The organism is Gleimia hominis (assembly GCF_002871945.2).
Taxonomy (GTDB): Bacteria; Actinomycetota; Actinomycetes; order Actinomycetales; family Actinomycetaceae; genus Gleimia; species Gleimia hominis_A.
In genome coordinates, this window is the sequence record NZ_CP126963.1 from 2,137,931 (window position 1) to 2,164,054 (window position 26,124).

Annotated in this window: 16 protein-coding genes; 9 read left to right on the plus strand and 7 right to left on the minus strand. The window is 57.1% G+C overall.

Going from position 1 to position 26,124, the window contains the following annotated elements; all coding sequences use genetic code 11:
- Positions 1–104 precede the first annotated feature (104 nt).
- Together CJ187_RS09300 and CJ187_RS09305 are read right to left on the minus strand one after the other, a co-directional pair.
- Positions 105–884 carry a glycerophosphodiester phosphodiesterase family protein gene (locus CJ187_RS09300; RefSeq protein ID WP_102216334.1) on the minus strand — a complete coding sequence of 260 codons (780 nt, stop codon included), beginning with the start codon at positions 882–884 and terminating at the stop codon, positions 105–107.
- Positions 885–1,260: 376 nt separating this feature from the next.
- Positions 1,261–2,496, minus strand: a complete 1,236-nt coding sequence (locus CJ187_RS09305) for a DUF4032 domain-containing protein (RefSeq protein WP_102216332.1) — start codon at positions 2,494–2,496, stop codon at positions 1,261–1,263.
- Between the two features lie 950 nt (positions 2,497–3,446).
- Between CJ187_RS09305 and CJ187_RS09310 the strand changes: the two genes are divergently transcribed.
- The 6 genes from CJ187_RS09310 (at position 3,447) to ppdK (ending at position 12,527) form a co-directional block, all read left to right on the plus strand.
- Positions 3,447–4,199, plus strand: coding sequence for a hypothetical protein (locus tag CJ187_RS09310; RefSeq protein WP_102216331.1), 753 nt, complete (start codon positions 3,447–3,449; stop codon positions 4,197–4,199).
- Between the two features lie 147 nt (positions 4,200–4,346).
- Positions 4,347–4,952 carry a heme-binding beta-barrel domain-containing protein gene (locus CJ187_RS09315; RefSeq protein WP_102216330.1) on the plus strand — a complete coding sequence of 202 codons (606 nt, stop codon included), beginning with the start codon at positions 4,347–4,349 and terminating at the stop codon, positions 4,950–4,952.
- Positions 4,945–6,126, plus strand: a complete 1,182-nt coding sequence (locus CJ187_RS09320; RefSeq protein WP_158237720.1) for a YgfZ/GcvT domain-containing protein — start codon at positions 4,945–4,947, stop codon at positions 6,124–6,126. The genes CJ187_RS09315 and CJ187_RS09320 overlap by 8 nt, the downstream gene beginning before the upstream one ends.
- 106 nt (positions 6,127–6,232) lie before the next feature.
- Complete coding sequence (dtd, locus tag CJ187_RS09325; RefSeq protein ID WP_102216328.1) at positions 6,233–6,667, plus strand: D-aminoacyl-tRNA deacylase; 435 nt, start codon at positions 6,233–6,235, stop codon at positions 6,665–6,667.
- A 402-nt stretch (positions 6,668–7,069) separates the two neighbouring features.
- Positions 7,070–9,601 carry an ATP-dependent Clp protease ATP-binding subunit gene (locus tag CJ187_RS09330; protein ID WP_102216327.1) on the plus strand — a complete coding sequence of 844 codons (2,532 nt, stop codon included), beginning with the start codon at positions 7,070–7,072 and terminating at the stop codon, positions 9,599–9,601.
- 232 nt (positions 9,602–9,833) lie between these two features.
- The gene (gene ppdK / locus CJ187_RS09335) at positions 9,834–12,527 is read left to right on the plus strand and encodes a pyruvate, phosphate dikinase (RefSeq protein ID WP_102216326.1); all 2,694 of its coding nucleotides are present in this window, start codon (positions 9,834–9,836) and stop codon (positions 12,525–12,527) included.
- 229 nt (positions 12,528–12,756) lie between these two features.
- Here ppdK and CJ187_RS09340 read toward each other — a convergent pair whose 3' ends face one another.
- Positions 12,757–13,719, minus strand: coding sequence for a carbohydrate kinase family protein (locus CJ187_RS09340; RefSeq protein WP_102216325.1), 963 nt, complete (start codon positions 13,717–13,719; stop codon positions 12,757–12,759).
- A 159-nt stretch (positions 13,720–13,878) separates the two neighbouring features.
- Between CJ187_RS09340 and CJ187_RS09345 the strand changes: the two genes are divergently transcribed.
- Positions 13,879–16,998, plus strand: coding sequence for an FAD-binding and (Fe-S)-binding domain-containing protein (locus CJ187_RS09345; protein ID WP_102216324.1), 3,120 nt, complete (start codon positions 13,879–13,881; stop codon positions 16,996–16,998).
- A 361-nt stretch (positions 16,999–17,359) separates the two neighbouring features.
- Complete coding sequence (locus CJ187_RS09350; RefSeq protein WP_102216323.1) at positions 17,360–18,679, plus strand: hypothetical protein; 1,320 nt, start codon at positions 17,360–17,362, stop codon at positions 18,677–18,679.
- 113 nt (positions 18,680–18,792) lie between these two features.
- Here CJ187_RS09350 and fdhD read toward each other — a convergent pair whose 3' ends face one another.
- The 3 genes from fdhD to CJ187_RS09365 form a co-directional block, all read right to left on the minus strand.
- On the minus strand, positions 18,793–19,779 hold the full coding sequence (gene fdhD / locus CJ187_RS09355; RefSeq protein WP_102216322.1) for a formate dehydrogenase accessory sulfurtransferase FdhD: 987 nt from the start codon (positions 19,777–19,779) through the stop codon (positions 18,793–18,795).
- A gap of 93 nt (positions 19,780–19,872) precedes the next feature.
- Positions 19,873–22,311, minus strand: coding sequence for an FdhF/YdeP family oxidoreductase (locus CJ187_RS09360; RefSeq protein WP_102216321.1), 2,439 nt, complete (start codon positions 22,309–22,311; stop codon positions 19,873–19,875).
- Positions 22,312–22,429: 118 nt separating this feature from the next.
- A complete protein-coding gene (locus CJ187_RS09365) occupies positions 22,430–23,713 on the minus strand; it encodes an alpha/beta hydrolase (protein WP_158237719.1) in 1,284 nt (427 codons plus the stop codon).
- Between the two features lie 381 nt (positions 23,714–24,094).
- Between CJ187_RS09365 and CJ187_RS09370 the strand changes: the two genes are divergently transcribed.
- The gene (locus CJ187_RS09370) at positions 24,095–25,414 is read left to right on the plus strand and encodes an NlpC/P60 family protein (RefSeq protein ID WP_102216320.1); all 1,320 of its coding nucleotides are present in this window, start codon (positions 24,095–24,097) and stop codon (positions 25,412–25,414) included.
- A 110-nt stretch (positions 25,415–25,524) separates the two neighbouring features.
- Here the strand turns inward: CJ187_RS09370 and CJ187_RS09375 are convergent, their stop codons facing one another.
- The gene (locus tag CJ187_RS09375) at positions 25,525–26,019 is read right to left on the minus strand and encodes an inorganic diphosphatase (RefSeq protein ID WP_102216599.1); all 495 of its coding nucleotides are present in this window, start codon (positions 26,017–26,019) and stop codon (positions 25,525–25,527) included.
- Positions 26,020–26,124 lie beyond the last annotated feature (105 nt).

Below are 26,124 nucleotides of genomic sequence, written 5' to 3' on the forward strand. Positions count from 1 at the left end.
AATATACATCCCAGCCACCCAGAGCCTCAGGCAACACGGCCACGCCTCACGGCCACGAGCCACCTACCTATAGCGCGAACTGGAATCCACGCCTACCGGGCAAGCTACAACCGCTGCTGGCGCACTTCCTCAGGAAAATCCTGGGGTCTATCCGTGATAACCGCATTCGCACCCCACTGCGCAAGTTCCACCGCACGCGAAACCTCATTCACGGTCCAAACATTCACGTCAAACCCAGCATCACGCATCCGCTCAACCTCATGCTCGCGTAACGACTCAAAACTCGGGTGAATCGCCTCCGCACCCAAAGTTTTCGCATGCCGAATCCACGCATCCACACGCTCTTCGCCAGGGGAAACTAAGAAATCCTCCGACGGATCATAAAGGCACGCTAGATGCGCCTGCGGCATAATCGAACGCACCCCCTGAAGCAACTCCAAATCAAAACTAGAAATCAGAAGCTGCCGATCCGCATCAAGTTCACGCAACGACACGCTAATCCCCTCAACCAACGCATCCCGCAACCGTGTACCCCCACGGCAAGGTTTAATCTCCAAATTCGCATCCAACTGCGCGGAACTCATCAGCGAAACAACAGAAGCTAACTCCGGAACAGGTTCAAAGCGATACTGGCGTGAAAACCAGCCGCCCGCATCCAACTTACGCAGGTCAGAGAAACCCTTATTGTAAAACCCGCCCTTACCGTTCGTAGTCCGGTCGAACTTGTCGTCGTGAATAACAATGAGGGTACCGTCACCCATGATGTCGACATCGAACTCGAACGTAGGTACCCCCACCTCAATACACTTACTGAACGCGGCAATCGTGTTTTCAGGAGCAAGACTGCTCACCCCACGATGCGCAATAACCTTCGGAAAATCCATAAGTACCCCCTCATCCCGTGCACACCAACAGTGCGCCAAAACCAGTAACTAACTGTTCTGCACCAACATTCTCTTGCAGACACCACCCTCTCGCAGTGCCGCCGCGGCCACCACCCTCTCGCAGTGCCGGCCGCCGATCCGTTTTAAAGTACCCTCGTTTTACCACCCTCTCGCAGCATCGTTGACTCAGCCGCCTCAATGTACCCTCGCTCGCCCTGACGTCCCCTATTACGTTCCTCGCACGCGTTCCCAAAATCCGCTCCGCAGCCTGCATAGTCGTGTCCTGCTCTGTAACCAACTCCGTCGTGTCCTGGTCTGTAGCCTGCGTCGTCGTGTCCTGGTCTGTAGCCCGCATCGTCGTGTTCCCGCTTTGCGGTCAGTACAGTGTGTCCTGCACCCCGGGATCTAGGTATAGCTCCTCATCCACGCGGCTGGGAAGCACGTTCTTTATGTAAGACTTCGTTGCCTCAGGTAGGGGTACGTCGCGTTGTTGTTGTTGCGCTAGGTACCACCGGTGGTCTAGAACCTCATGGAAAATCTGGGCGGGTTCACGCTTACCCTTCAACTCGTTGGGCACAGCGCGGACAGTTGGTTCGAAAACGTCATTTAACCACGCGTGTGCTACTAACTCCAACGGTTCATTATTCCTGCCTTGCAACGCCCGGTAGGTATGGAGGTCGTTGAGCATCCGCCGGGCTTGGCGTTCACCCACGTCCAACCCGGTTAGTCGCATTATCTGACGGTGATGATGCCCCGCATCCACCACCTTCGGTTGAATCACAATTCGGGTACCATCCACGTCGGTTGTAATGTTCAGCTCACCCACATCAAACCCAAGTTCGTTCAACCGTTTAATCCGCTGCGACACCCGCCACCGTTCATTCCCTTGGAAACTTTCCTCTTCCGTAAGTTCACTCCAAAGCTTGTGGTAGCGTTCTTCGATGCGGTTACCTACTTTGATCACGTCCACATCTTCGTCGAGGATCTCGCCGCCCTGCAGATCCATCAGTTCCCCAATGATGTTGGTTCGCGCAAGGTCGACGTCGTAATTGCGTTGTCCGGAGGTGAGTTTTTCATGCAACTCACCGGTCTCCGCGTCCACCAGGTACCCCGTGAACGAATCGGCATCTCGCCGAAATAACGTGTTCGACAGCGACACATCCCCCCAGTAGAACCCAAGCAAATGTAGGCGTACCAGTAGGGCAGCTAGAGAGTCAATCAGGCGCGTAGCTGTTTCAGGCCTCATAATTTGTGAGAAAACCGCGCGATATGGCAGGGAGAACTGCAGGTGCTCAGTAACCAGTGCGGGAGTCAGCTCCTCCCCATCCCGACTACGCCGACCCGTGATCACAGCCGTGGGGGTCACGGACGGCGCGCCAAGACGAACCAGGTCACGAAGCAGTCCGTACTCATGGTACGCAACGCTTTCCCCAATTTCTTTCACGGCAATCACGCGGCCAGAGAGGTTCACGAACCGAACGGTGTGCCGGGAAATACCACGTGGCAGTGCTGCCAGAAGATCCTCCGGCCAATCCTCCAAAGCAATATCCCAGGGGAGGTCCAACAACGCGGGGTCTAAGTTCGCCGCGGTAATCTGCATTCCTTGTGGCATGCTTCCATTGTTGCAAAAAAGTGCTTCCCGCATAACGAACGCGCGGCACCAACCTCGTCTTGGGTATGTGCTGGCTTAAGCTTGCGATTATTTTGCCTGAGGTGCGGCCTTCCAATTATTTTCCTGAGGGTGGGCGGCGGACACGCGAAACTATGCTGCAAAAAGCTGGAAAAGATTTAACCGGTGTCGGACCAAAAAGCGCCTGTCGGCGCGAAGGCCGCTCGTAGCGGCAGATGTTGGAGCCCGGGGCTTTATTGGCCCGACACCTTGTGGCTAGTCTACTGCATATGACGTTGAAAATCGCGCCGGCATGCGCCCAGTGCGAGTGGTCGGCGTCCCATTTGTGAACACGCGGTATTTCCAAGCTGGAGTGCGCGGCACGCCTCAGGAAATCCCACAGTAAACAGGCTGACGGGCCAAACCCGCCCAACCGTCCAAACCTGCCTGGCTTGCCAACGCAGCCAAACCTGCCAAACCCGCCTGGCCTGCCAACGCAGCCAAACCTGCCAAACCGCGCGTTTGCATCCTGGAAAACGGTGTGGAGAATGTGGCACGATGCAGTCATGACCGACACGCGCGACAACCAGTTTCCCCGCAAACCCCCACGGCCGGGTAAGCCACGCTCCGGTGCTAATAGCAGATCGGCCGGCCGAACCCCTTCGAGTTCGAGAGGGCGAGGGGCAACCCCAAGGGGTCGTGCCGTAGCCCGAAGCGGTAGCCCTTCAACTTCAACAAGGCGGGGGGCAACCCCAAGGGGTCGTGCCGCAGCCCCAAGCAGCCGTGCAGCAACCCCAAACAGTCGGGCCTCAAAGTGGAATAACCGAACAAAAACGCGACGTGGCCGCGGCAGTGCCAGCGGAAGCGGTGGAAAGAAAAGCCGGTTTGATACGGTACTGCGCTTATCTGCGCGGCATGTGTCCGCCTCGTGTGCAATCTTGCTAAGCGTGCTGATGGTGGTGCTGTATGCGGGTACGGGGAAGCAGGACGTGGTTACATTTGTGCTGCTTGTCGCGTTTTCAATCTTGTCGTACGGGTGGGCAGAATTGGTGGGGGTACCTGGGCGGAAAACCATTGGACTAAGCGTTGCTTTAGTTGGTGTTTGCGCTTTGGTGGTAACGCGTTTAAGCGGTACCTTCGCGTGGGGCGCCGTTGCCGCGGTGTTCGCCATTGCTGTTTCTGCGGTTGGGCAAATGGTGCGCAAACCAGCTCGGGAGCACTTAACCGATTCTTTGGCCGCCAGCGTCTGTGGCGGTATTTTCACTGCGGTGGGAACCGTGTGGCTGTCGGCCGCTAGCTCACCTGACTGGCAGCCGGTGCTAACCAGTGCCGCACTAATCCTTGTTACGTGCGTGGTGGGTAACCAATGGGGTACTTCCGTTCGGTCAAACCTCATCGGAAGTGTCGTGTGCGGCGCTGTGAGCGGCCTGATTCTCGGTGGTGTAACCGTTGCGATGTCCCTACATTCCCGCGTTGTCCAGATGATGATGCCCTCCATTTCCAGTGGAATATTGAGCGCATTAACCACCCTGACGCTCACCATGCTGCTGGGAATAGGTATCGGACTCGTCGTTGCGGCAATAGACATTGTTTTCGGCGAACATGGCCGGCGCTGCAACGAAACGGGTGCGCTGGCTCGTGGGGCGTTGAAATTTGTTGCGTCCGGCATGCCCGTTTACGTACTACTGCGCATTGGAGGGATGTGACCGCGCGGTTTTGCAGCACACGGGCTTTGGGGTACCTTGCGGGGCAGTACGCTTGTTTTGCGTTAAATGCGCTTGAGGTACCCGCTTGCTCAGAGCGTGTGATTAGATCAACGGGTTTTCTAACAGAGGGTGCCTTAGAGTAAAAGCATGATTGTTATTCCTGAGAACTTACCTCCGAAGCTAGCGAAACTAACGTGGCTGCTCGGGTCGTGGCGTGGATGGGGTACCTCCGGTGAAGGTGCTGGAGATCCGGTTTTGATCCGATTCGACGCGCAAATCCTGGGTGAACAAGTGCGCACAAATACGCAGCTAATAGCTGCTGACCAGGTGGGTGAGCTGAGCGCAGAAACGAACGCGGTAGATGGGGCTGCTGCGCTGAAGCCTGTAAAACTGCTGTGGGAAGAATCTGCTTACTGGTCTGTTGCGGACCCCGACAAAGGCGTGCTGCAAATATCCTCAACCCGCAGTGACGGGCTCTGTGCCCTGTGGGCCGGCAAGGTTGATGGGCCGCGGATGCGACTACTCGTTGACACACTCGTGAGAGCCAGTGGGGCACCGGAAATCAAGCAGGGTGAACGGCTCTACGGATTAGTGGAATCGGACGTGTTCTTCACAGAAACCCTGAAGGGCGCGGAGCAAATGGTGACTTCCGGCCGCGTCACCAGGGTGGAAGATCCGAAACCTGGTGGCGAGAACGGTCTTGCACCGAGTGAGGGTACTTCGGATGCAAGTGAGGGTACTTCGGATGAGTGAACAGCAAGCTGAAGCAACCACTCCGCAGATAAACCAAAGTACCCCCGCCGCTAATCCAAGTACCCCCGCGAGCACCGAGGGTACCTCAGTTAACACCGAAGGTACCCCCCTGCATTTTGGGGACATGTCGGGCGAGCAGTGGGCATTAGAGAAGGGGGAGGCCGTTACCCCCCTGAGCCATCTGGGTGTCGTGAGGGTATCTGGGGCGGATCGGCAGTCTTGGCTCACGACGCTTTCGTCTCAGGTAATTACTGGAATGCAGCCAGGGCAGTCGCGTGAGCTGCTGCTTTTGGATGTGCGCGGGCACATAGATTTTGCTGCGGCTGTGGGTGACGACGGTGAAGGTACCCTCCTGATTTTGGAACGTGAACGCGTGGATTCTCTGGTTGATTTTCTTAATAGCATGAAGTTCATGTTGCGTGTTGAAGTTGCGGATATTTCAGACGATGTTGAGGTATTTGGTCGCGTGGTACCTAAGGGAACTGCGTTTGATGTGTTGGAGGGATCAGCTCTCACGTGGGTGGATCCTTGGCCTGATGTGCAGCCTGGGGGCGCTACCTATACGCCTGAGGGATTCAACCACCCAGCGGATTCACGTCGGCGCGTGTTAGATCTCATTCCGAAGGCGAAAGCGCAGGCAGTGAGCTCCAAGTACCCTCAAGCGGGAATGGTCGCATGGGAGGCACTTCGGGTGGAGGATTTGCGGCCCCGGTGGGCTACGGAAGTAGATGCGAAAGCGGTTCCGCACGAGCTGGATTGGCTACGTACTGCAGTGCATATTGATAAAGGCTGCTATTGCGGTCAAGAAACGGTGGCGCGGATTCTGAACCTAGGGCGGCCCCCGCGACGTCTGGTGCTGTTGCAGTTAGATGGTTCGCGTTCGTGGCAGGCCCAACACGGTGATGAAGTCAAGGTTGGGGAGCGGCGAGTGGGAGTGGTTACGACTCCGGTTCGGCATGCGGATTATGGTCCCATGGCGCTCGCGCTGGTGCGTCGCGGTTTGGACCCGGCGGTGCAAGTGGATGTAATGACTGAGGATGGTCCGGTAGCTGCTGCGCAAGAAATAGTCGTTGACCCTCAGGGGAAATCGTCTGTATCTCCCGAAGAACGGCCCGGCGCAAATTTGCGGGGCGGACTGGGGCGGCAACTGCGGCGCGGACGCAAAACAAAGTGAACCTAACGGTCAACCGCAAAACAAAGTGAGCCTAACGGTAAACCGGGGTAAGGAAGCTGGCTCAACGAAATCGTGTGGAAATAATTGAGCTAAGGAAAGAGGGGGAATGCGGGCGTTAATTCAGCGGGTAAATGGTGCACAGGTGAGTGTCGGTGGGGAAGTGATCGGCGCGATTGAGGGCGAAGGTCTGTGCGTCCTTCTGGGGGTTACGCATGCGGATGGGCCGGACCAGGTGAAGGTGATTGCCCGTAAGATCGCGTCTTTGCGTTTGTTACATGAGGAAAAGTCTGTGGTAGACGTGGGGGCGCCAGTGCTGCTGATTTCGCAGTTCACCTTGTATGGGGATGTGCGGAAAGGTCGGCGTCCCACGTGGAGTAAAGCAGCTCCCGGTGAGGTTGCGGAACCGCTTGTTGATGCGGTTGCAAAGTCCCTGCGCGAAGAACACGGGGTGCATGTGGAGACGGGCAAGTTCGGTGCCGACATGCAGGTGCAACTAGTTAATGATGGCCCGTTTACCATAATGGTGGAATCCGAAGCATAGCGCGTTGTGATTGCGTAGCCGCTCGTGGTTGCGCACTTGGTTCTGGTTGCGCACTTGGTTCTGGTTGCGTAACGGGTTGTGATTGCCCAGTTAGTTGCGCTCGCATAGCGAATTTTGTGTAAATCGGCATTTTTGCTTATATAGCGGTTCAGCCTCGAGAATAAGTATCTTGAGGTGCTCGCGGTGAGGGTACCTAGCTTACGTTCCACGCGGGTACCTGAGCGGAAACCCCCGCTTGGCGGGTTCGCAAACCACGCGGGTACCTGAGCGGAAACCCCCGCTTGGCGGGTTCGCAAACCACGCGGGTACCTGGGGAGTTTTCTTTCTCGCCCTTGGTGAACAGGCGGGACTTTGTGGACGCAGTTAAATAGTCTTGTACCAGTTGTATAGGCAGGAGGATTCATGTTCGAACGGTTTACCGATCGTGCCCGTCGCGTTGTGGTGCTTGCACAGAACGAGGCGCGCAACTTGAACCACAATTACATTGGTACTGAACACCTTTTACTGGGGTTAATCCAGGAAGGTGAGGGAGTTGCGGCTAAAGCGCTCGAAATGATGAACATCGAACGCGAAGCCACCCGGAACGCTGTGATTGAGATAATTGGTGAGGGACAGCAGACAAGCACCGGGCACATTCCTTTCACGCCCCGGGCAAAGAAGGTGCTGGAGTTGTCGTTGCGCGAAGCGCTGCAGCTGGGGCACAACTACATCGGTACCGAACATATTCTGCTGGGTCTGATCCGTGAAGGTGAGGGCGTGGCTGCGAAAGTGCTGACGGAACTGGGGGCGGACCTGTCTCAGGTGCGGCAAACAGTTATTCAACTTCTGCAGGGGTACCAGCGTTCAGGTGCGGATGGGCGCGAAAGCGTGGGGGTTGGCGCGCCCACGCGCGGTGGTCAGCAGCAGGCTAACTCCGCGGTTTTGGAACAGTTCGGCCGGTCCCTCACGAATGCGGCGCGGGAAGGTGAACTAGACCCGGTTATTGGCCGTAAGAACGAGATGGAACGGGTCATGCAGATCCTGTCTCGGCGCACTAAAAACAATCCTGTGCTGATTGGTGAACCCGGGGTTGGTAAAACCGCGGTGGTAGAAGGGTTAGCGCAAGCGATTGTTCATGGTGAAGTGCCAGAAACGATCCACGATAAGCAGATTTACAGTCTGGACATGGGCTCACTTGTAGCGGGTTCGCGTTACCGCGGTGATTTTGAGGAGCGCCTCAAGAAAATTTTGAAAGAGATCAAAAGCCGCGGGGATATCATTTTGTTCATTGATGAGATCCACACGCTCGTCGGTGCCGGCGCGGCGGAAGGCGCGATTGATGCGGCGCAAATTCTGAAGCCGATGCTGGCGCGTGGTGAACTGCAAACCATTGGTGCGACCACGCTGGATGAGTACCGTAAGTACATTGAGAAGGACGCGGCTTTGGAGCGGCGGTTCCAGCCGGTTAAGGTGGATGAACCGTCGGTTGATGAGACGATTCAGATCCTCAAGGGCCTGCGCGATCGGTATGAAGCGCATCACCGGATCATTATTACGGATGAGGCATTAGCTGCGGCCGCGCAGATGGCGGACCGGTACGTGTCGGATCGGTTCTTGCCAGATAAGGCGATTGACCTGGTGGATGAGGCGGGTGCGCGGATGCGTATCTTGCGGATGACGGCTCCGCCGGAACTGCGGGAGCTTGATGAGAAGATCGCGGACGTGCGCCGGGGCAAAGAATCAGCGATTGACGACCAAGATTTCGAACGGGCCGCGTCACTGCGTGATGAGGAGAAGCAGCTGATTGCGCAGCGGGAAGAAAAGGACGCTTCTTGGCGGGCTGGGGACATGGATACGATCGGTGAGATTGGGGAACCTGAGATTGCTGAGGTTCTGGCCATGTCGACTGGGATTCCGGTGGTTAAACTCACGGAGGGTGAGTCGAAGAAGCTGCTGCGGATGGAAGACGAGCTGCATAAGCGGATCGTGGGGCAGGATGAGGCGGTTCGGGCGATTGCGCAGTCGATTCGCCGCACGGGTTCTGGTTTGAAGGATCCGCGCCGGCCCGGTGGCTCGTTCATCTTCGCTGGTCCCACGGGTGTTGGGAAGACGGAGTTGGCGAAGGCGTTGGCGGAGTTCTTGTTCGGTGATGAGGACGCGCTGATCCAGCTGGATATGAGTGAGTACTCTGAGAAGCACACGGCTTCGCGCTTGTTTGGTGCGCCTCCGGGGTACGTGGGGTATGACGAGGGTGGTCAGCTGACTGAGAAAGTTCGTCGCCGCCCGTTCTCCGTGGTTTTGTTCGATGAGGTTGAGAAGGCGCATGCGGACATTTTCAACTCGTTGCTGCAGATCCTGGAGGAAGGTCGGCTCACGGACTCGCAGGGCCGGGTCGTGGACTTTAAGAACACGATCATTATCATGACCACGAACCTAGGTACCCGCGATATTAACAAGGGTGTGCTGACTGGTTTCCAGGCTGAGGGGTCGTTGGTGAATGATTACGACCGGATGAAGGCTAAGGTTAATGAGGAGCTGAAGCAGCATTTCCGGCCGGAGTTCTTGAACCGCGTGGATGAGACGATTGTGTTCCCGCCGCTGACGAAGGAACAGATTGTGAAGATCGTGGATCTCATGATTGTCCAGTTGGAAGGCCGTATGAAAGAGCAGAACATGGGGCTGGAGGTCACGCCTGCTGCCCGGCTGCTGCTTGCAGATAAGGGCTTTGACCCGGTCCTTGGGGCCCGTCCGCTGCGGCGCGCGATTCAGCGTGAGGTGGAGGATGCGTTGTCTGAACGGATCTTGTTTGGCGAGATTCATGAGGGCGACACCGTGGTTGTCGACACGGAAGGTGAGAAAGGTGAAGAGACTTTCACATTCACTCCGCGTCCGCACGCAGATGATGGTGAGAAAGCTCTGACCGCGGGATCTGATGACGCGGAGTCTGAGAAGTAGAATCAGCAGCGCACCAAAAGTGGGCTGACTGCTCGCCGCTGGTGTTGCTATGTCGAGGTGCCGGTAGTTACCTGTTTGGTGGCTACCGGCATTCGCGTGCTTGGGCACTACGGCCTAGACGCCTGGTTGCTAAGGTGACTTAAGTCGCACTGATTTGGTAGTCTTGATGTCGCAACTGAACAAACGTCGCGTAAAAAACGATGTGACAACGAAGCACATGAAAGGACCGTAAATGGTCAAGTACGTTTATGACTTCTCTGAAGGCGACAAGGACATGCGTGACTTGCTGGGTGGCAAGGGCGCGAACTTGGCGGAAATGACGAAACTGGACCTTCCAGTACCTCCCGGGTTCACTATCACAACGGATGCGTGCCGGGCATACCTGGAGAAGGGATCGGTTCCAGAGAAGCTATCCGTAGAGGTCACGAAGCACTTGCGGGGTATGGAGGACCTCATTGGCCGGCGGCTAGGTGACAGTGAAGATCCGCTGCTTGTTTCGGTGCGGTCGGGTGCGAAGTTCTCGATGCCCGGCATGATGGAGACGGTCCTGAACATTGGTTTGAATGACGAGTCCGTTTTGGGGCTGGCTAAGATCGCGGATGATGAGCGGTTTGCTTGGGATTCGTACCGGCGTCTAATCCAGATGTTCGGTAAGACCGTTATGGATATTGAGGGAGACGGGTTCGAGGAAGCGCTGTCTGCGATTAAAGATGAACGCGGCGTGCGTTTCGACTACGAGCTAACTGCTGACGACTTGAAGGAATTGGTTTCTACCTTCAAGAAGATCGTTAAAGAGGAAACGGGGCGGGAGTTCCCGCAGGATCCTCGTGAGCAGATGGATCAGGGAATTGAGGCTGTGTTCCGCTCGTGGAATACGGAGCGGGCGAAGATTTACCGGCGCCGGGAACGGATTCCACACACGCTGGGTACAGCTGTGAACGTTCAGACAATGGTGTTTGGCAATATGGGGGAAACGTCCGGTACGGGCGTGTGCTTCACCCGCGACCCCTCCACTGGGCACTCGGGTGTGTACGGTGACTATTTGATGAACGCGCAGGGTGAGGACGTGGTTGCGGGTATCCGGAACACGGAAGCACTGGCGACTTTGGGTGAGCACGATGAGAAGTCGTACAAGGAACTGCTCGGGATTATGCGTCGGTTGGAGACGCATTACAAGGACATGTGCGACATTGAGTTCACGATTGAGCGGGGCAAACTGTGGATGCTACAAACCCGCGTGGGGAAGCGCACTGCGGCGGCAGCGTTCCGCATCGCGACCCAGCTTAACGATGAGCGTTTGATCACGCAGGATGAGGCGTTGGGACGCGTTTCGGGGGCGCAGTTGACTCAGCTGATGTTCCCCCAGTTCGACGACGAAGCGGAGAAAGTTCTTCTCACCCGCGCGATGGCAGCTTCCCCAGGTGCTGCAGTGGGGGAGATTGTTTTTAATAATGAGGAGGCTGAGGAGGCCGCAGCTGCGGGCCGTCCGTGCATCCTGGTGCGCCGGGAAACTAACCCAGAGGACCTGCCGGGCATGGTCGCTGCTGAAGGTGTGTTGACGTCGCGCGGTGGGAAAACTTCGCACGCAGCAGTGGTGGCGCGTGGCATGGGGAAGACCTGTGTTACGGGCGCTGAAGCGCTGACGGTGGACGTCAATGCGCACACCATTAAGGTGGGCGACAAGATCTTGAAGGCGGGGGACACGATCGCGATTGACGGCACCACCGGTGAAGTGTTCGTCGGTGACGTGCCGGTCGTTGATTCCGTGGTGACCACGTACTTGACGCGTGGTTTAGAAGAGGGATTGGCCGCAGCTAAGGGCGACAAGGACATGATTGAACTTGTGCATTCCGTGGATCGCCTGTTGACTCACGCTGATAAGGTCCGTCGTTTGGATGTGCGCGCGAACGCGGACACGCCTGAGGATGCGGCGCGTGCCCTCGGGTTTGGCGCCCAGGGGATTGGACTGTGCCGGACTGAACACATGTTCCTAGGGTCCCGGCGGGCTCTGATTGAACGGGTAATTCTGTCTGAGGAAGGTACCAGCGACCGGCAGGAAGCGTTTGATGCGCTTGAGGCACTGCAGAAAGACGATTTCAAGAAGATCTTGAAAGAGATGGATGGCAAGCCCATGACGGTGCGTCTAATTGACCCGCCGCTGCACGAGTTCTTGCCGGATCTGACGGATCTGGAAGTGAAGGTCGCTGTCGCTAAAGCCACAGATGGGAAAGCGGATGAGAAGGACGAGCGGATGCTCGAGGCCGTGCGGCGGATGCATGAGTCGAACCCCATGCTTGGTCTGCGCGGTGTGCGCTTAGGGATTTACTTGCCGGGCTTGTTCACGCTGCAGATCCGTGCGCTCGTCGATGCGGCTGTGGAGTTGAAGAAGGAAGGTGCGGATCCGCATCCGGAGATCATGGTGCCACTGGTTGGGTCTGTGTCGGAGCTGGCGCATATTCGCAGTGAAGCAGAGCAGATCGTGGCTGAGAAGACGAATGGTTACGACCTGGACGTGCAGATTGGCGCGATGATTGAACTGCCGCGCGCCGCGATTACAGCTGAAACGCTCGCGGAGGAAGCGGACTTCTTCTCGTTCGGAACTAACGACTTGACGCAGACAGTTTGGGGTTTCTCCCGCGACGACGTTGAGGGCGTGTTCATCCCGAAGTACATTGAGGAACAGATTTTCGGGGTGTCTCCGTTTGAAACCATTGACCAGCACGGTGTGGGCCGCCTCGTCCAAGAAGGGGTTGAGCGCGCCAGGTCGACGAAACCCGATATTAAACTCGGGGTGTGTGGCGAGCATGGTGGGGACCCAGATTCCATCCGGTTCTTCCACCAAGTTGGGTTGGATTATGTTTCTTGCTCACCTTTCCGCGTGCCTGTTGCCCGCCTTGAGGCTGGTCGCAGCGCAGTGCTGGACTAGGGGCTGCATGGGGTCTGACCGCACTCTACTGGTGCTGCATAAGTACCTGATTTAGCGCGGAGTGTTGCACAGTCCCGTAATGTGAGTCGGGAGTGCAGGAATGTTGCGCGACCCGTGATAGTGGGGCCTCGTATCGGAATAAGAACAGAACTCTCGGTCTTACTCAGCTGTTTCATCGGTTGGGTAAAGACCGGGAGTTCTTGTTTGCATCCACCAGGTAATGCAGTCGTTAACTCAGCTCGGGGTGAGCCGCAATGACCTCATCGACATCTTCACGGGACGGAGCGAACGCCCCATTGTGGCTTACCGTGAGGCCAGAAGTTATGGTGGCGATGTGTAGCGCGGATGTCACGTCTGACCAGCGTGCGGAACGCAGCCGCGTCTTCGCATCGGAACTACCCAGAAGGCCCGTGTCGAGCAGGGCAGACAGTAATCCAGCCATGAAGGAATCCCCAGCCCCAACCGTGTCAGCCAGTTCCACATCGAGCGGGTCAATGACCAGCATGTCGCGCTCGCCTTTGAGCATCACGTAGGCACCCCATGGTCCACGCGTTGTAATAATCATCGATACGCCCTCACGTAACCAGCGGCGCATAACCTCCTCAACGGGAGTATCTGGGTAAAGCCACTGCAAGTCTTCATCGGAGGCCTTGACCACGTCAGCGAACCGCACAATCTGCTCAATTCGATCGCGGACTAAACTGGGGCTTTCCATAATCGCCGGACGAATATTCGGGTCGTACGAAATTGTGGACGACAACGACATTTCTTTAACCGCGCGCAGAACCTTGTCGGCGCCAGGCGCGATGGTGGCGGCCATCGACCCGGTGTGCAAGTGCCCGTACTCGCGTGAGTTAGAGATCGGGGGGACGTCCCACAATATGTCGAACTCGTAGGTGGCGCGGCCCTGCTCATCCAAAGTGGCTTCCGCCAAAGTGGTTCGCTGCGCCCCGTCCACCCCCGGAACCGTACGTACCCCCTGCTGTTTACAGTGTTCAGCGAGCCGGTTTCCACGCTCATCGGGCCCCCACCAGGCAGCTAACGTGGAGTCGTGGCCCAACTGTGCGAGCCCAACTGCAACATTGAGAATACTGCCGCCAACGAATTCAGCGGTGTCTGTGCCTGGGCGTGACACCCGGTCTATGAGCGCTTCTCCGATGCTTAGAACCTGCGTTTTTGGTTGCGTAGTCAACGTTTTCTCCTTCAAATAAGAAAGGGGGTACCTACCTATTTTATGGCCTGGAGGCGCATGCGCCTGGGACTTGCGCGATTAAAAACGCGCAATGCAAGCCGAAACCACTGCCATGCGGGCCTAGCGGTACTGCGGCCGAAGACGTGCCACACTGGAGGTATGTCCACACTACCGCTACCAGCTTTGTTCACTGACGCACCCGGAACCAACGTACCCCCACCCGGGGTCTACCAAAAATTTGCGGACGCGCTGGCTGGCTGCCGGGGAGAACTGGACTTCACAACCCTCGCGCGCACAATCTATTCTTCCGATGCAGGAAACTACCGGGTGGTACCCCAATGTGTTTTCGCTCCATTCAACAAAGACGAAGCAATCCTAGCTATTCGAAGTGCTCTCGCATTGGGGATCGCGATAACCCCCAGAGGCTCAGGTACCTCATGCGCTGGTAACGCGATTGGACCTCAACTAGTAATGGACTACGCGCGGCATATGAACCGCGTGCTAGAAATAGATCCGCACACCCGAACCGCGGTAGTAGAACCCGGTTGTATCGAAGGTACCCTCCAAGCGCAGGCAGGTAAGTACGGGCTGCGATTCGGACCAGACCCTTCCACGCAAAACCGCTGCACCATTGGGGGGATGGCAGGTAACAACGCTTGTGGCCCCCGGGCGATGGCGTGGGGGAAGACGAGCGCGAACGTGCTTGGACTCGAGGTGATCGATGGTGCTGGCCGGCACTATTACGCGGAATCTGGGGACTTGAGTGCTGTGGATGGGCTTGAGGAACTCGTGGATGCGCATTTGGAACCGATCCGCAAGCACATGGGGCGGTTCAACCGGCAGGTGTCTGGGTATTCACTGGAGTATCTCCTTCCGGAAAACGGACGTAACCTCGCGTCCGCACTGGTGGGGTCTGAAGGTACCCTCGTGTCAATACTGCAGCTCAAAGTCCGTTTGGTGGAGGTACCCCCGAACCCGGTGCTGGTTGCCGTGGGGTATGCGGACATGATCGCAGCGGGCGATGATGTTCCCACGGTTTTGAAATACAAACCTCTGGCGGTGGAGGGGTTGGATTCGCGGCTCGTTGAAGTGGTGCGTGACCACAAGGGGCCTGGTGCTGTCCCCGCTTTGCCCGATGGTAACGGGTGGTTGCTGTGTGAGGTCGGTGGAGAGGACTTGTCCACAGCCATGGCGACTGCGCAGGAGCTCGCCGCAGCTGTGAATTCTGAGGATGTGCGCGTATATCCTCCTGGTGAAGACGCAGTTAGACTCTGGCGGATTCGGGCTGATGGAGCTGGGTTAGGAGGGCGCACCCCGCGCGTGCGGGACGAGCAAGGTAAAACAATAGGTGGTAATGAGCAGGCGTGGCCGGGTTGGGAGGATGCCGCAGTACCTCCCGAGTACCTCGGGGATTACCTGCGTGACTTCACCGCACTGATGCGTGAGCACGGTGTGGATGGATTGCTGTACGGGCACTTTGGGGATGGTTGTGTGCACGTGCGGCTTGACATGCCGTTGGGCTCAAAAGCAAGTGTGGGGCGTTCGCGTGCTTTTCTTGAGGATTGTGCGCGCCTCGTCGGACGCTACCGCGGTTCTATTTCGGGTGAGCACGGCGATGGGCGTTCGCGTTCGGAACTATTACAGTACATGTACCCGGCGAAGAGCGTGGAGTTGTTCGCGCAGGTAAAGCACTTGTTTGACCCGAATAACCTCATGAACCCGGGGGTGCTAACCAGGCCGCTCGCGGTTGACGTAAACCAGCGAGAGGGAGCACGGAAGAACACGCAATCGGTTACTCCGGACCCGTTCGATGTGGGGTTGCGGCGCTTGCACGCCCGCGCAGTTGATGTTGACGGCGGGTTTTTCTTCCGCGAAGATCATGGAGACTTTACGACCGCGGTGCACCGTTGCACTGGGGTTTCGAAATGCCGGGTGGATAACTCCGCGTCGGGTGGGTTTATGTGCCCGTCATATTTGGCGACGCGGGAGGAAACGGATTCGACGCGTGGCCGCGCCAGAGTGCTTGAGGAGCTAACAAATGGTGGTTTGGTGGCGCGTTGGGATGATCCAAATGTGGCTCGCGCGCTGGATCTGTGTTTGGCGTGCAAGGCGTGTGCAACAGATTGCCCCGCGGGCGTTGATATGGCTAAGTATCGCAGTGAGGCCCTGTGGCGGCGGTATCGTAATCGGATCCGCCCGTTGACTCATTACCTGTTGGGGCGGCTTCCTTCAATAACGCGTTTGAGTGCGAGCGTGCCTCTGGTATCTAGGTTCGTTAACGCGTTGATGGCGGTACCTACCCTCAAGAATATGGTGTTTAACCTGGTGGGGATCGATTCACGGCGGCCTATGCCGAAGCTTCAAGATCACCGTTTCAGCCAAGTCGCTAGAGGGTACCTGCAGCAAGAAAGCAAAGGTACCCCCAGCCAACATAAGGCGGACGCACACGAGGCAACACCCACGCCAGGTACACCCACGGAAATGCCAGATTCCCAAACGCAAACGCCAGGTACCCCCACGGATGCTCAGGGACGTAAGTACGTACTTTTGTGGGCGGATTCTTTTTCTGAGGCGCTGGATGACGCGGGTGCGTACGATGCTCTGCAACTGCTGGTTAAGGCGGGGTATAAGCCGCTGCTTCCACCGGAGGACACGTGCTGTGGGCTGACGTGGATTACAACTGGGCAGCTGCCACAAGCACGGAAGAAGCTTGAACATTTGACACGCGTCTTGCTGCCGTTTGTGAGGGCGGGGGTACCTATTGTGGGGGTGGAACCATCGTGTACGGCGGTGCTGCGCGATGACATCAAGGATCTTCTGCCGGATTCAAAGGTGGCGGCGGAGATCGCTGCAGCAACGCACACGCTCGCTGAGTTACTCACTGATGATCGCACGCGGCCTCATAACACCGAGTGGCTACCTAATCTTGAGGGGCAGACGGTGGTGGCGCAACCGCATTGTCACCAGTACTCAGTTATGGGGTGGGGAGCGGACGAGCAACTGTTGAAGTTCGCTGGTGCGAATGTGATTAAACTGTCTGGCTGCTGCGGATTGGCAGGCAATTTCGGTATGGAGAAAGGCCATTACGATGTGTCTGTGCGGGTGGCGAATCATTCGCTTTTACCACAGTTAGCTAAGTACCCTCAGGCCGTTTTCTTGGCAGATGGGTTTTCGTGTCGAACCCAAGCGGAACAACTCGCGGGGCGGCGGGGATGGCACCTGGCAACGCTGCTCCTTAAGGGAGCGACGGGGACGGCACCTGGCAACGCTGTTCCTTAAGGGAGCGACGGGGACGGCACCTGGCAACGCTGTTCCTTAAGGGAGCGACGGGGACGGCACCTGGCAACGCTGTTCCTTAAGGGAGCGACGGGTTAGGTTTCGTAAGTAACCTGCGAGTCCGCACCAGGCATATGTGAGTCTCCGCCGAAATCTGTGAACCTTTGCCAGATATACCTTTGCCAGATATACCTTTGCCAGTTATACCCTTGCCAGATATACCTCTGCCAGGGATATGTAGGTCGTCGCGGGGATCGAATGCGCGCAGAAAACGTGGGTTTCGCAATGGGGGTACGTTGGGCGTTTCACCTGGCGCCGTTACGTGTGATAATAGAACTTGGCGATTGATTTGGAAGGGCGTGACATGCCTCTGTTTGAGTTCGACGAGGGTCGTTTGGTTCCCGCTCAGTTCGGGCGGACTGTTGAGAATGGTTTGACTGATGACATCCTCACTAGCGTTCGTGAACAAGTCCTGGAGATTGTGGGGCGCCCCCTTTTCCCAATAACTTGGCAAGATACCGCACCGGTTGGGTCTGGGATGGATGGTGGTGCACCGCGTTTAACGGCGTTGGACGCGTCCGGTCAGGTTGTGTCGGTGGAGGTTTTCGCTTCACTGGACTCAAAAACGATGATAGATTCGCTTTCTCGCCTGGCGGACACGGCGTCACTTGGGTGGAATGATTTGGCTTCAGCGTACCCGGGTGGGATTCAGAATTTCCGCCTTGGGTGGGCGGAGTTTCGCGATGCGATGCCACCTTCTCCCGCTCCGGGTCCGCGTTTAATCTTGGTTGTTGGGCAGATTGATGCCGCTGTCCGCCCCGCTTTGGATGTGCTCGCCACTTCTGGGGTGGAGGTACATGAGATCGCGGTTCGTTCCATGTCTAACGGCCGCCAGTTTTTAGACGTTGAGGCTGTGGGGCCCCGTTTGTATGGTCATAATCCCAACTTGTTGGCCTCCACTGGGCAGATTCCGCTGCTAACTGGTGCGAATCAGTCCGTTGTTGAGGAACGCGGTACCTCTCTTGGGGAAGAGGGTACCTCTGTTGAGGAACGCGGTACGTCAGCGCAGGCAGCGTCGCAAAGAGTTGAAAAACCACAGGTCACGGACCCTTCACGAGAAAGTACCTCCGGGGAAGTTACTCCCGCAGATGAGTCGAGTGCCGCCGCAGAACCGGAACCACACGCTGCGCAAAATGAGGTTGAACCTCAAGATGCAAGAGTAAAGCCAGAACCTCAAGATGGAAAGGTAGAACCGGAATCTCACGCTGCGGAAGATAAACCGGAATCGCATCGTCGTCAGGAAAACCAGGTGACGCAGGAACATCAAACGGGGGGTGCAAGTTCCCATATTCCAACTCTTGAACGGGGGGCGCGAGCACTGGCGATTATCGGCCAGATCTTGACGGAAGATACCACAGTTGTGTGGCGTGATCAGGCGGAGCAAACGGCGGTCCTGACTGTTGATGGGCAACTGCGCACCGACCAGTGGTCAACAACCGACCCGAATGAGGCCGCGGCGATTGTCAGTGGTTCCTCCGAATACGATGGGTGGGCCGTGTGGAAGCTTGGGGACACATCGGGCCCCTCCCTGGGGGAGGCGTTGGACGAAATCAACGACCAGATTCGCGCGGAATATGAAACCGTGGGGAAACCGCAGCGGGGTAGGCGAGCGCGCCGCGGGTAGCGTTTTAAGCGTGGGTAACATTTTAAGGTAGCGTCCGCCCATCCGACGACACGATTGCGCAGCCTTCGCATTGTGAAAGTGGCCGGTTCATTGATTTTGCAGAACGGGTTACCTCACGCGCTTACCGGGCGTGCGAGTTCACCTGCGTACAGGTTGAACCTTTCAGGTCGTATAAATCCTGCTAGTGCCACGCCTGAGGCGGTTGCTAACTCCACGGCAAGACTTGTGGCTGCGGATAGGGACGCCACCGCGGGAATCCCTGCCATCACAGCTTTTTGCACTAGTTCAAATGAGGCTCTGGAGGACATTACGAGCATGGTTTCACCGAGGGGTACCTGGTTGTCCATGACGAATGAACCAATCAGTTTGTCCGCTGCATTGTGCCTACCCACGTCCTCACGGAACCGTAAAAGCTCACCCGAAAGCGTGAATAACGCAGCCCCGTGGCTCCCCCCGGTGCGGCGAAAAAGCTCCTGCTGCTGCGCAAGTGCGTCCGGCAACCCCAAAATCACCTGCGGGTCCAACGCAACCGACTCAAGCACACTACGTCGGCGGCCAAGTACCCGCTCAATCGAAGTGCTGCCACAGACCCCACACGCAGAGTTCCCAGCGACGTTCCGGGCCGCGTCCTCCCACTCGACGTGCGGCGCTAACCGGACGTTCACTACATTGTAGGTGTTGTGGCCACTCGCTTGTGCGCCGAAAGTACCCCCGGCTAGCCCACCTATTTCTTGGGTCCAGGCGCCGCCAAAACCGCTTTGGGACGCGAGGGTGCTTTGGTTTGAAGCACCGCCAATACCACTGCGGGTACCTATGTTTCGGTTGGCGATTGGGATGAGGTCTTCGGGCCTGCGCATCGTGGTACGCCCCGCGCAGTACTGCATGGAAAGCACGTCATCGCTGGAGCTGATAACACCTTCGGAAAATAGGAACCCGTGGATTAACTCGTAGTCATGCCCGGGGGTACGCATAGTGGTTGCGAACGCCTGTCCGTTTATGCGTATTTCCAGAGGTTCTTCCACAACAACGCGGTCGCGGCGTGCACGTACCCCCTGCGGGGTTACGCGCACCACCCGCACGTTCCTAGCGCCCTGAGCCATGCTACTTAGCTAAATCCTCACTCGAAATCCATATCTACACACTGACCCGCAAAAAGCTCAAGCCCAACCAGGTTCACCCGCGGGATCCCCCACTTACACTGCTGTGGTCACTTCACCCCGCCCAGCAGGGGTTCCGCCAGCCCCGCGAGTCCTCCCAGACCCAGAAGCACCATCACTCGAACCAGCAGCTCCAGCTGCCACAGCAGAAGGATCAGCAGTTGCTTGAGCAAGCAGCGCGGGTTCCAGGCGTACCTCAATGGATTTCATGATGGGCGTTTCCGAAGATTCCCCAAAGGAATCCATAGAGATCAGCACGTTCGTTTCTGGCATGTAGGTTGCTAAGCAGCCGCGCGGGGTGTCGTACTCTACGATCCTAAAGTTCGGTGCCCGCCGCGTACCGTCTTCGTAATCGGCGTAAATATCCACCAAATCACCTTGCTCGTAACCACACTGCTGCATGTCCGCCGGATTCATAAGCACAACCCTGCGACCACTGTGGATCCCGCGGTAACGGTCGGACATACCGTAAATAGTGGTGTTGTACTGGTCGTGCGAACGTAGGGTCTGCATCAAGAAGTACCCTTCGCGTGCCTGCGTGGTGCGCATAGTGTTTACCGACAGGTTCGCTTTCCCGTTCGGCGTGGTGAACTCCCGCACGCGCGGACCGTTATACAAGATCAGACCCGCGGGCTCCTTCATCCGCTCCTCGTAGTTCTCAAAAATAGGGAACACGCCCTCAATACGTTTACGGATTTCAGTTGTGTAGTTCCCCATGTCACGCCAGTACTGCTCATGATGAAGTCGGTAGCCGATTTCACCGAAAATCTTCATCTCACTGGGTAGGTCCTGCAAAATCTTGTGCTTGCCATAAGACGCGGTTACGTATCCCATCGAGTCTTCCGTAGACACCGCCTGCGGATTCCCCTCAGGATCCAAATTCAGATCTGAACGCGTCAAAACCGGCAAAATCAAACCAGTCTTCCCCGGGTACAAGTGCGAACGGTTCAACTTAGTGGACAGCATGACCGTCATGTCGACCTGATCGATCACTTCCTCCAGCACCGCCGTGTCACCGGCTGCGCGTAAAAAGTTACCTCCAAGCGACAAGAAGAATCGGACTTTCCCATCCCGCATCGCCTGACACGTGCGGGTCACGTTGTAACCGTGGTGGCGCGGTACTTTGAACCCAAACTCTTTCTCCACGCCGTCCAGCAGCGCCTCGCTGGGTTCCTCCCAAACCCCCACGGTGCGGTCTCCCTGCACGTTAGAGTGTCCGCGCACCGGGCAGGTACCCGCACCGGGCCGGCCAATATTACCTGTCAGCAGGTGCATGTTCACGATCTCGCGCAACAGGGGCACGGAGTTCATGTGCTGCGTAGCCCCAAGTGCCCAACAGGTCACAACCCCTCGCTCACCCGCCTCAATAATGGACTGCGCCACCATCTCCACGTCTTCCCACGGCAGACCACACTGGCGCACCACCTCATCGGGATCTACGCTGCGCAAATACGCAATCGTTTCCTCATAATTCGCGCAGTATTTACGCAGGAAATCCCAGTCAATGTACCCGCGTTCAACCAGCACGTGGTTCACGCCTTGCCAGAACGCCAAATCTCCGTCTAAACGGATCTGCAGGTACTCATCCGCGAGCTTCTCTCCGATTCCCAGGGCGCCCACCGGTTTTTGCGGGTTCAAAAAGTTCTGCAACCCCGCTTCCTTCAGCGGATTTATAGCGATCATCTTCGCCCCATTCTTCTTCGCTTTCGCAAACGAAATGAGCTGGCGCGGATGGTTAGTTCCCGGGTTTTGCCCAAGCGTAATGATGAGCCCGGTTTGCTCTAAATCGTCTAGTGTAACCGTTCCCTTCCCAATCCCAATCGTCGGGCCGCAAGCCTTGCCGGTGGCTTCGTGGCACATATTTGAACAGTCCGGCAGGTTGTTAGTTCCAACGCGTTTTGCCAGTACCTGCAGCATGAACGCGGATTCGTTTGAGGCACGCCCCGACGTGTAGTACACGGTTTCGTCCGGATGGTGTTTCTTAATTTCATCCGCGATGAGGTCGTACGCCTCGTCCCAACCGATTGGTTCGTAGTGGTCGCTGCCTTCGCGAATGATCATCGGGGTGGTTAAGCGCCCTTGCCGGCTGAGCCAGTAGTCCGTCTCTGCCCGCAGGTCCACAATCGAATAGTCGGCAAAGAACTGCGGTGTGCACCGTCGCCCCGTTGTCTCTTCCGCCAGTGCTTTCGCCCCGTTTTCACAGAAGTCAACTATGCCGCCTTCACCCGGTTGCGCGTCCGGCCACGCACACCCCGGGCACTTAACGCCCTTGGGGCTATTCAGCACGATGAGTGGCAGCAGGCCACGTTCACGCACCCCAAAAAACGCGCCGCGCACAGCTCCTTCGACGCCAGCGGCTTTCGTGTGTGGGGCAGAAACACGTGGGTGGTCAGGTACGTTTGCGGCAGCATCGCCGACGGCCTCAATAATATTGACCCTCTTAATGGCCTTATTTACGGGAACAGTAGTAGACATACCCCCAGTTTAGGCCTTTTTTCCTATTGTTTCACGAGGCCTGAGGCGTATCTAAGCCACCCTCACACCTCTCAGGGGGTACCTGCTGAAAAGCGCCGCAAATGCGTTCTAAATTGCGTTAAAGCGGCGGGTTTGCGACCCCGGTGTAGGTCAGCCATTTTTGAGTGTCTCGCCACAGTGCCCCACGCGTGTCCGGAAGCGACAAAGTTAGGTCGTGCACACCGCGGTAGCGGCGGATCGTTATCCACTCACCGAGCCGCGCCGCCCGCTCCACAATGTCACGCACGTTCAGAACCGCATCCGCGAACCGTACGTCCGCACTCCACTCCTCCCGTTCGTAAGAAGAAGTTGACGCGAGCGCTAAAACGGGACACGTTATGTCCAATCCTTTCGCTACCCGCTGGTGCCCTTCGCCGATCGCCGCGAGCCATCCAGCGAGAGTTTGCCGGTTGTCAGACTTCCATTCCGGCAGAATCGACCACCCGCGGATCGCAGGGTCGTTGGCCCACTGCTGATACATCTGGGGCAGGGCACCGTCGCGTTCTTGCCAGCCCTGCAGTGACTCGCCGTAGAAATTGTTCCCACCCGTGTTAATCACCCATCGTGGGTCGCGACCCGCCATAATTTCAACTAGTTGCTGCGTTGCCGAGCGCATGAAGGGTGAAGTCTGCAGATCCAACCAAGGCGAGTTCAACCACAGTGCCGCGAGTGCCCCCGGGTTGCGATGCGCCCACAGCGAAGCCGTTAACCCACCTGTGGAGTGCGCCATCATTACCACGGGCAAATCCGTTCCGATGACGCTCAGCGCTTCCGAAATGTCCTCATCGTACGTGCGCAAGCTTGTGATCCACCCAAACGTCTGATTCTTACGCCACGAACGGCCGTATTTACGTAAGTCCAGTGCGTAGAACTGCCCGCCCATCAGTGCGATTGCGCGTGCCATTTCGCGATTAAAAAAATAGTCGTTCCACCCGTGAATGTACAGGGCGTTAAACAGCGGCTTCCCCCGGTGCGCAGGGAGGTTTTTCAGCACGAGGGTAGCCGGGTCCGCCTCGGATTGAGCTGCCCACAAAGCTGAGTCCGCCTCGGATTGAGCTGCCCACAAAGCTGGGTCCGCCTCGGATTGCGCTGCCCACAAAGCTGGGTCCGCCTGCGCGTGCGCATCTCGTAAACCCGGGCCCGCCTGCGAGCTGGAGTCGCGTAAACCGGGATTGAGGGCGCGCATAACTGGATCCGCCGCGGGGCTGTGCCGCACGAGGGTGGCGACAACCTCGCCTTCCTCATCCGGCAGTAGCTGCAGGGCCATCGCCTCGAAACCATCGCCGAGGATATCTGGAGTCCACACTCCCGCCCGGGGGATCGCAGTATTGTCAAATGCGCGCGTGGGGTCAAACGTTTCCATTCCTCTACTTTAGAAGATGTTGCACATTCGCAAGAATCAACTACCTGACATGTTTCCCGTGCGTGGTGCAGATCCGAATTAGAACTATGAGGTACTTCAAATTCGCCTGCCTCACGGTTTCGGTAAAGCCGGTTAGGCGCGTGGTTTTAGCTGTATTCTCCGCGTTAACGACGCGCGGGCGATATTCCTAAAAAAAAGTAAAATCAAGAGGACACGCCGACCAACCAATGGGACTAGTGTTAATGATGTTGCGATAGTTGTTGCTGTTGCGATAGTTTAGTTTCAACATAACGTTTTAGAAAAGAAATGTCTCGCGCGCCTGAGTGCGCGCGAGAGGTTTGGAATGAGGTTACATTGACGCGAATCCGGTCTAGAGGGACTATGGTAGTCACCTCTTTGTTGCTAACTTCTGGGTTGGTGTTGAGTGCAAACGCACTACCGTGGGGCAGTGAACAAACCACTGCTTTCGCAGCTACGGATCCCTCAGAAATGTCCGTCGCACAAATCGAAGTGGAACTAGCGAAAGTTCGCGCTAACGCTTCCCAAAGCGACATCAATGCCCGCATGGCGGAGGAACAACTTGCGCAATCACGCGACCGGCTCGACCAAGCGAACGCCCGCGTTAAAGAAGCACAAGATGCGGTCAACGCGTCAAAAGCTGACCTCGACAAAGCCCGTGACAACCTCGCGGAAGTAAGCCAAACTGCGTACCGCGCCGGCAATGGTGGACTCGACCAGTTCGCGCCCTACCTGAAAACAGATGGCCTGGCAGAACTGGAACGCTCCGACAAAGCAATCTCCACATTCTCCGCAGAAGTGGACCAACGCATGCAACAAGTGTTGGCGCTAGAAAAAGTGACAAACACGCTGTCGGGACAGGCACAAGAAGCGCAGCAGCAAGCGCAAAAAGCGAACGATCAGGTACAGGAAAAAACCACGCAGGCGCGTGGGGAAGCCAAACAGGCTCGCGACGAAGTGACGCAAGTGGAACGCCGCCGCGAAACCCTGATTAACGCACTTGCCCAACGGCGGAAGACGTCCGTGGAAGAAGAGACGCGGCGGCAAAACGAGCGTGACGAACAGCAGGCACGCCGCGTTGAAGCAGACGAACGCATCCGCGTTGAGCGGCAACAAAACCGGCCGCAACCGAGCGCACCGGAAGCGACGCAAACTCCGCAGCCAAGCCCGTCCCGACCCGCACCAAGCCAGCCGGCTCCGGCACCCAGCCGACCTGAACCGACGCGGCCCGCGCCGACGCAGCGCCCAGCTCCCCGTCCAACCCCACCGAAACCGAAACCACAACCAGCACCGGCACCCGCCCCAGCACCGTCACTGTCTGGCGCTCAGCAAGCAATCGCATTTGCTCGCTCTAAGATCGGTGCCACCTACGTGTGGGGTGGGGAAGGCCCCGGCTACGACTGCTCCGGTATCGTAATGATGGCTTGGCGTTCAGCAGGCCGCGCCTCGCTACCGCACTCCTCACAACAGCAGTACTACGCCACCGCGCGAGTACCGATTAGCCAACTGCAACCCGGAGACCTTATATTCTACGGTCGTGGCGGCAGCGCAAACGCGATCTACCACGTAGCGATGTACACGGGCAACGGCCGGATGATCGAAGCAGTTGACTTCGGGTACCCACTCACAGAGGGACCACTGCGTTACACCGGCCTGGTTCCCTCAGGCGGACGGGTACTGTAAAAAACTAAAAACCGCGTCAAAATGCCGGTGGTGACCCAAGCGTTACCCACCGAAACGAAAAAGTGGGGTACTGACACCAGTCGGTACCCCACTTGGCTTACCAGATAGTTTTAGTCGTAGTAACCCGCATCCTTAGCCCGCTGGTAAGAACGATTCACTTCCGCTTCCGCTTCCTCACGGCCAACCCAGTGCGCACCCTCAACAGACTTACCGGGCTCCAAATCCTTATACACCTCAAAGAAATGCTGAATCTCAAGCCGGTGGAACTCCGAAATGTCCTCAATTTCCGTACGCCACGACGCCCGCTGGTCGCCCGACGGCACACAAATCACCTTGTCGTCGCCACCGTTCTCATCGCGCATCCGGAACATCCCAAGCGCGCGGCAGCGAATCACGCAACCGGGGAACGTAGGTTCTTCCAAAATCACCAACGCATCCAGAGGGTCCCCATCCTCACCCAACGTGTCCTCAATAAACCCGTAATCATCCGGGTACCGCGTAGAAGTGAAGAGCATGCGGTCCAAACGGATCCGCCCCGTCTCATGGTCCACCTCATACTTATTGCGATTGCCCTTAGGGATTTCAATCGTTACATCAAATTCCAAAGCCATTCCCTTCCCGTGTTGTAGGACTCCAGATTACCTGACTAAACCTTCAATGAATCACACTACACTTAGAACGGGACATAAAGGCACCAACGGAAGGAAAAC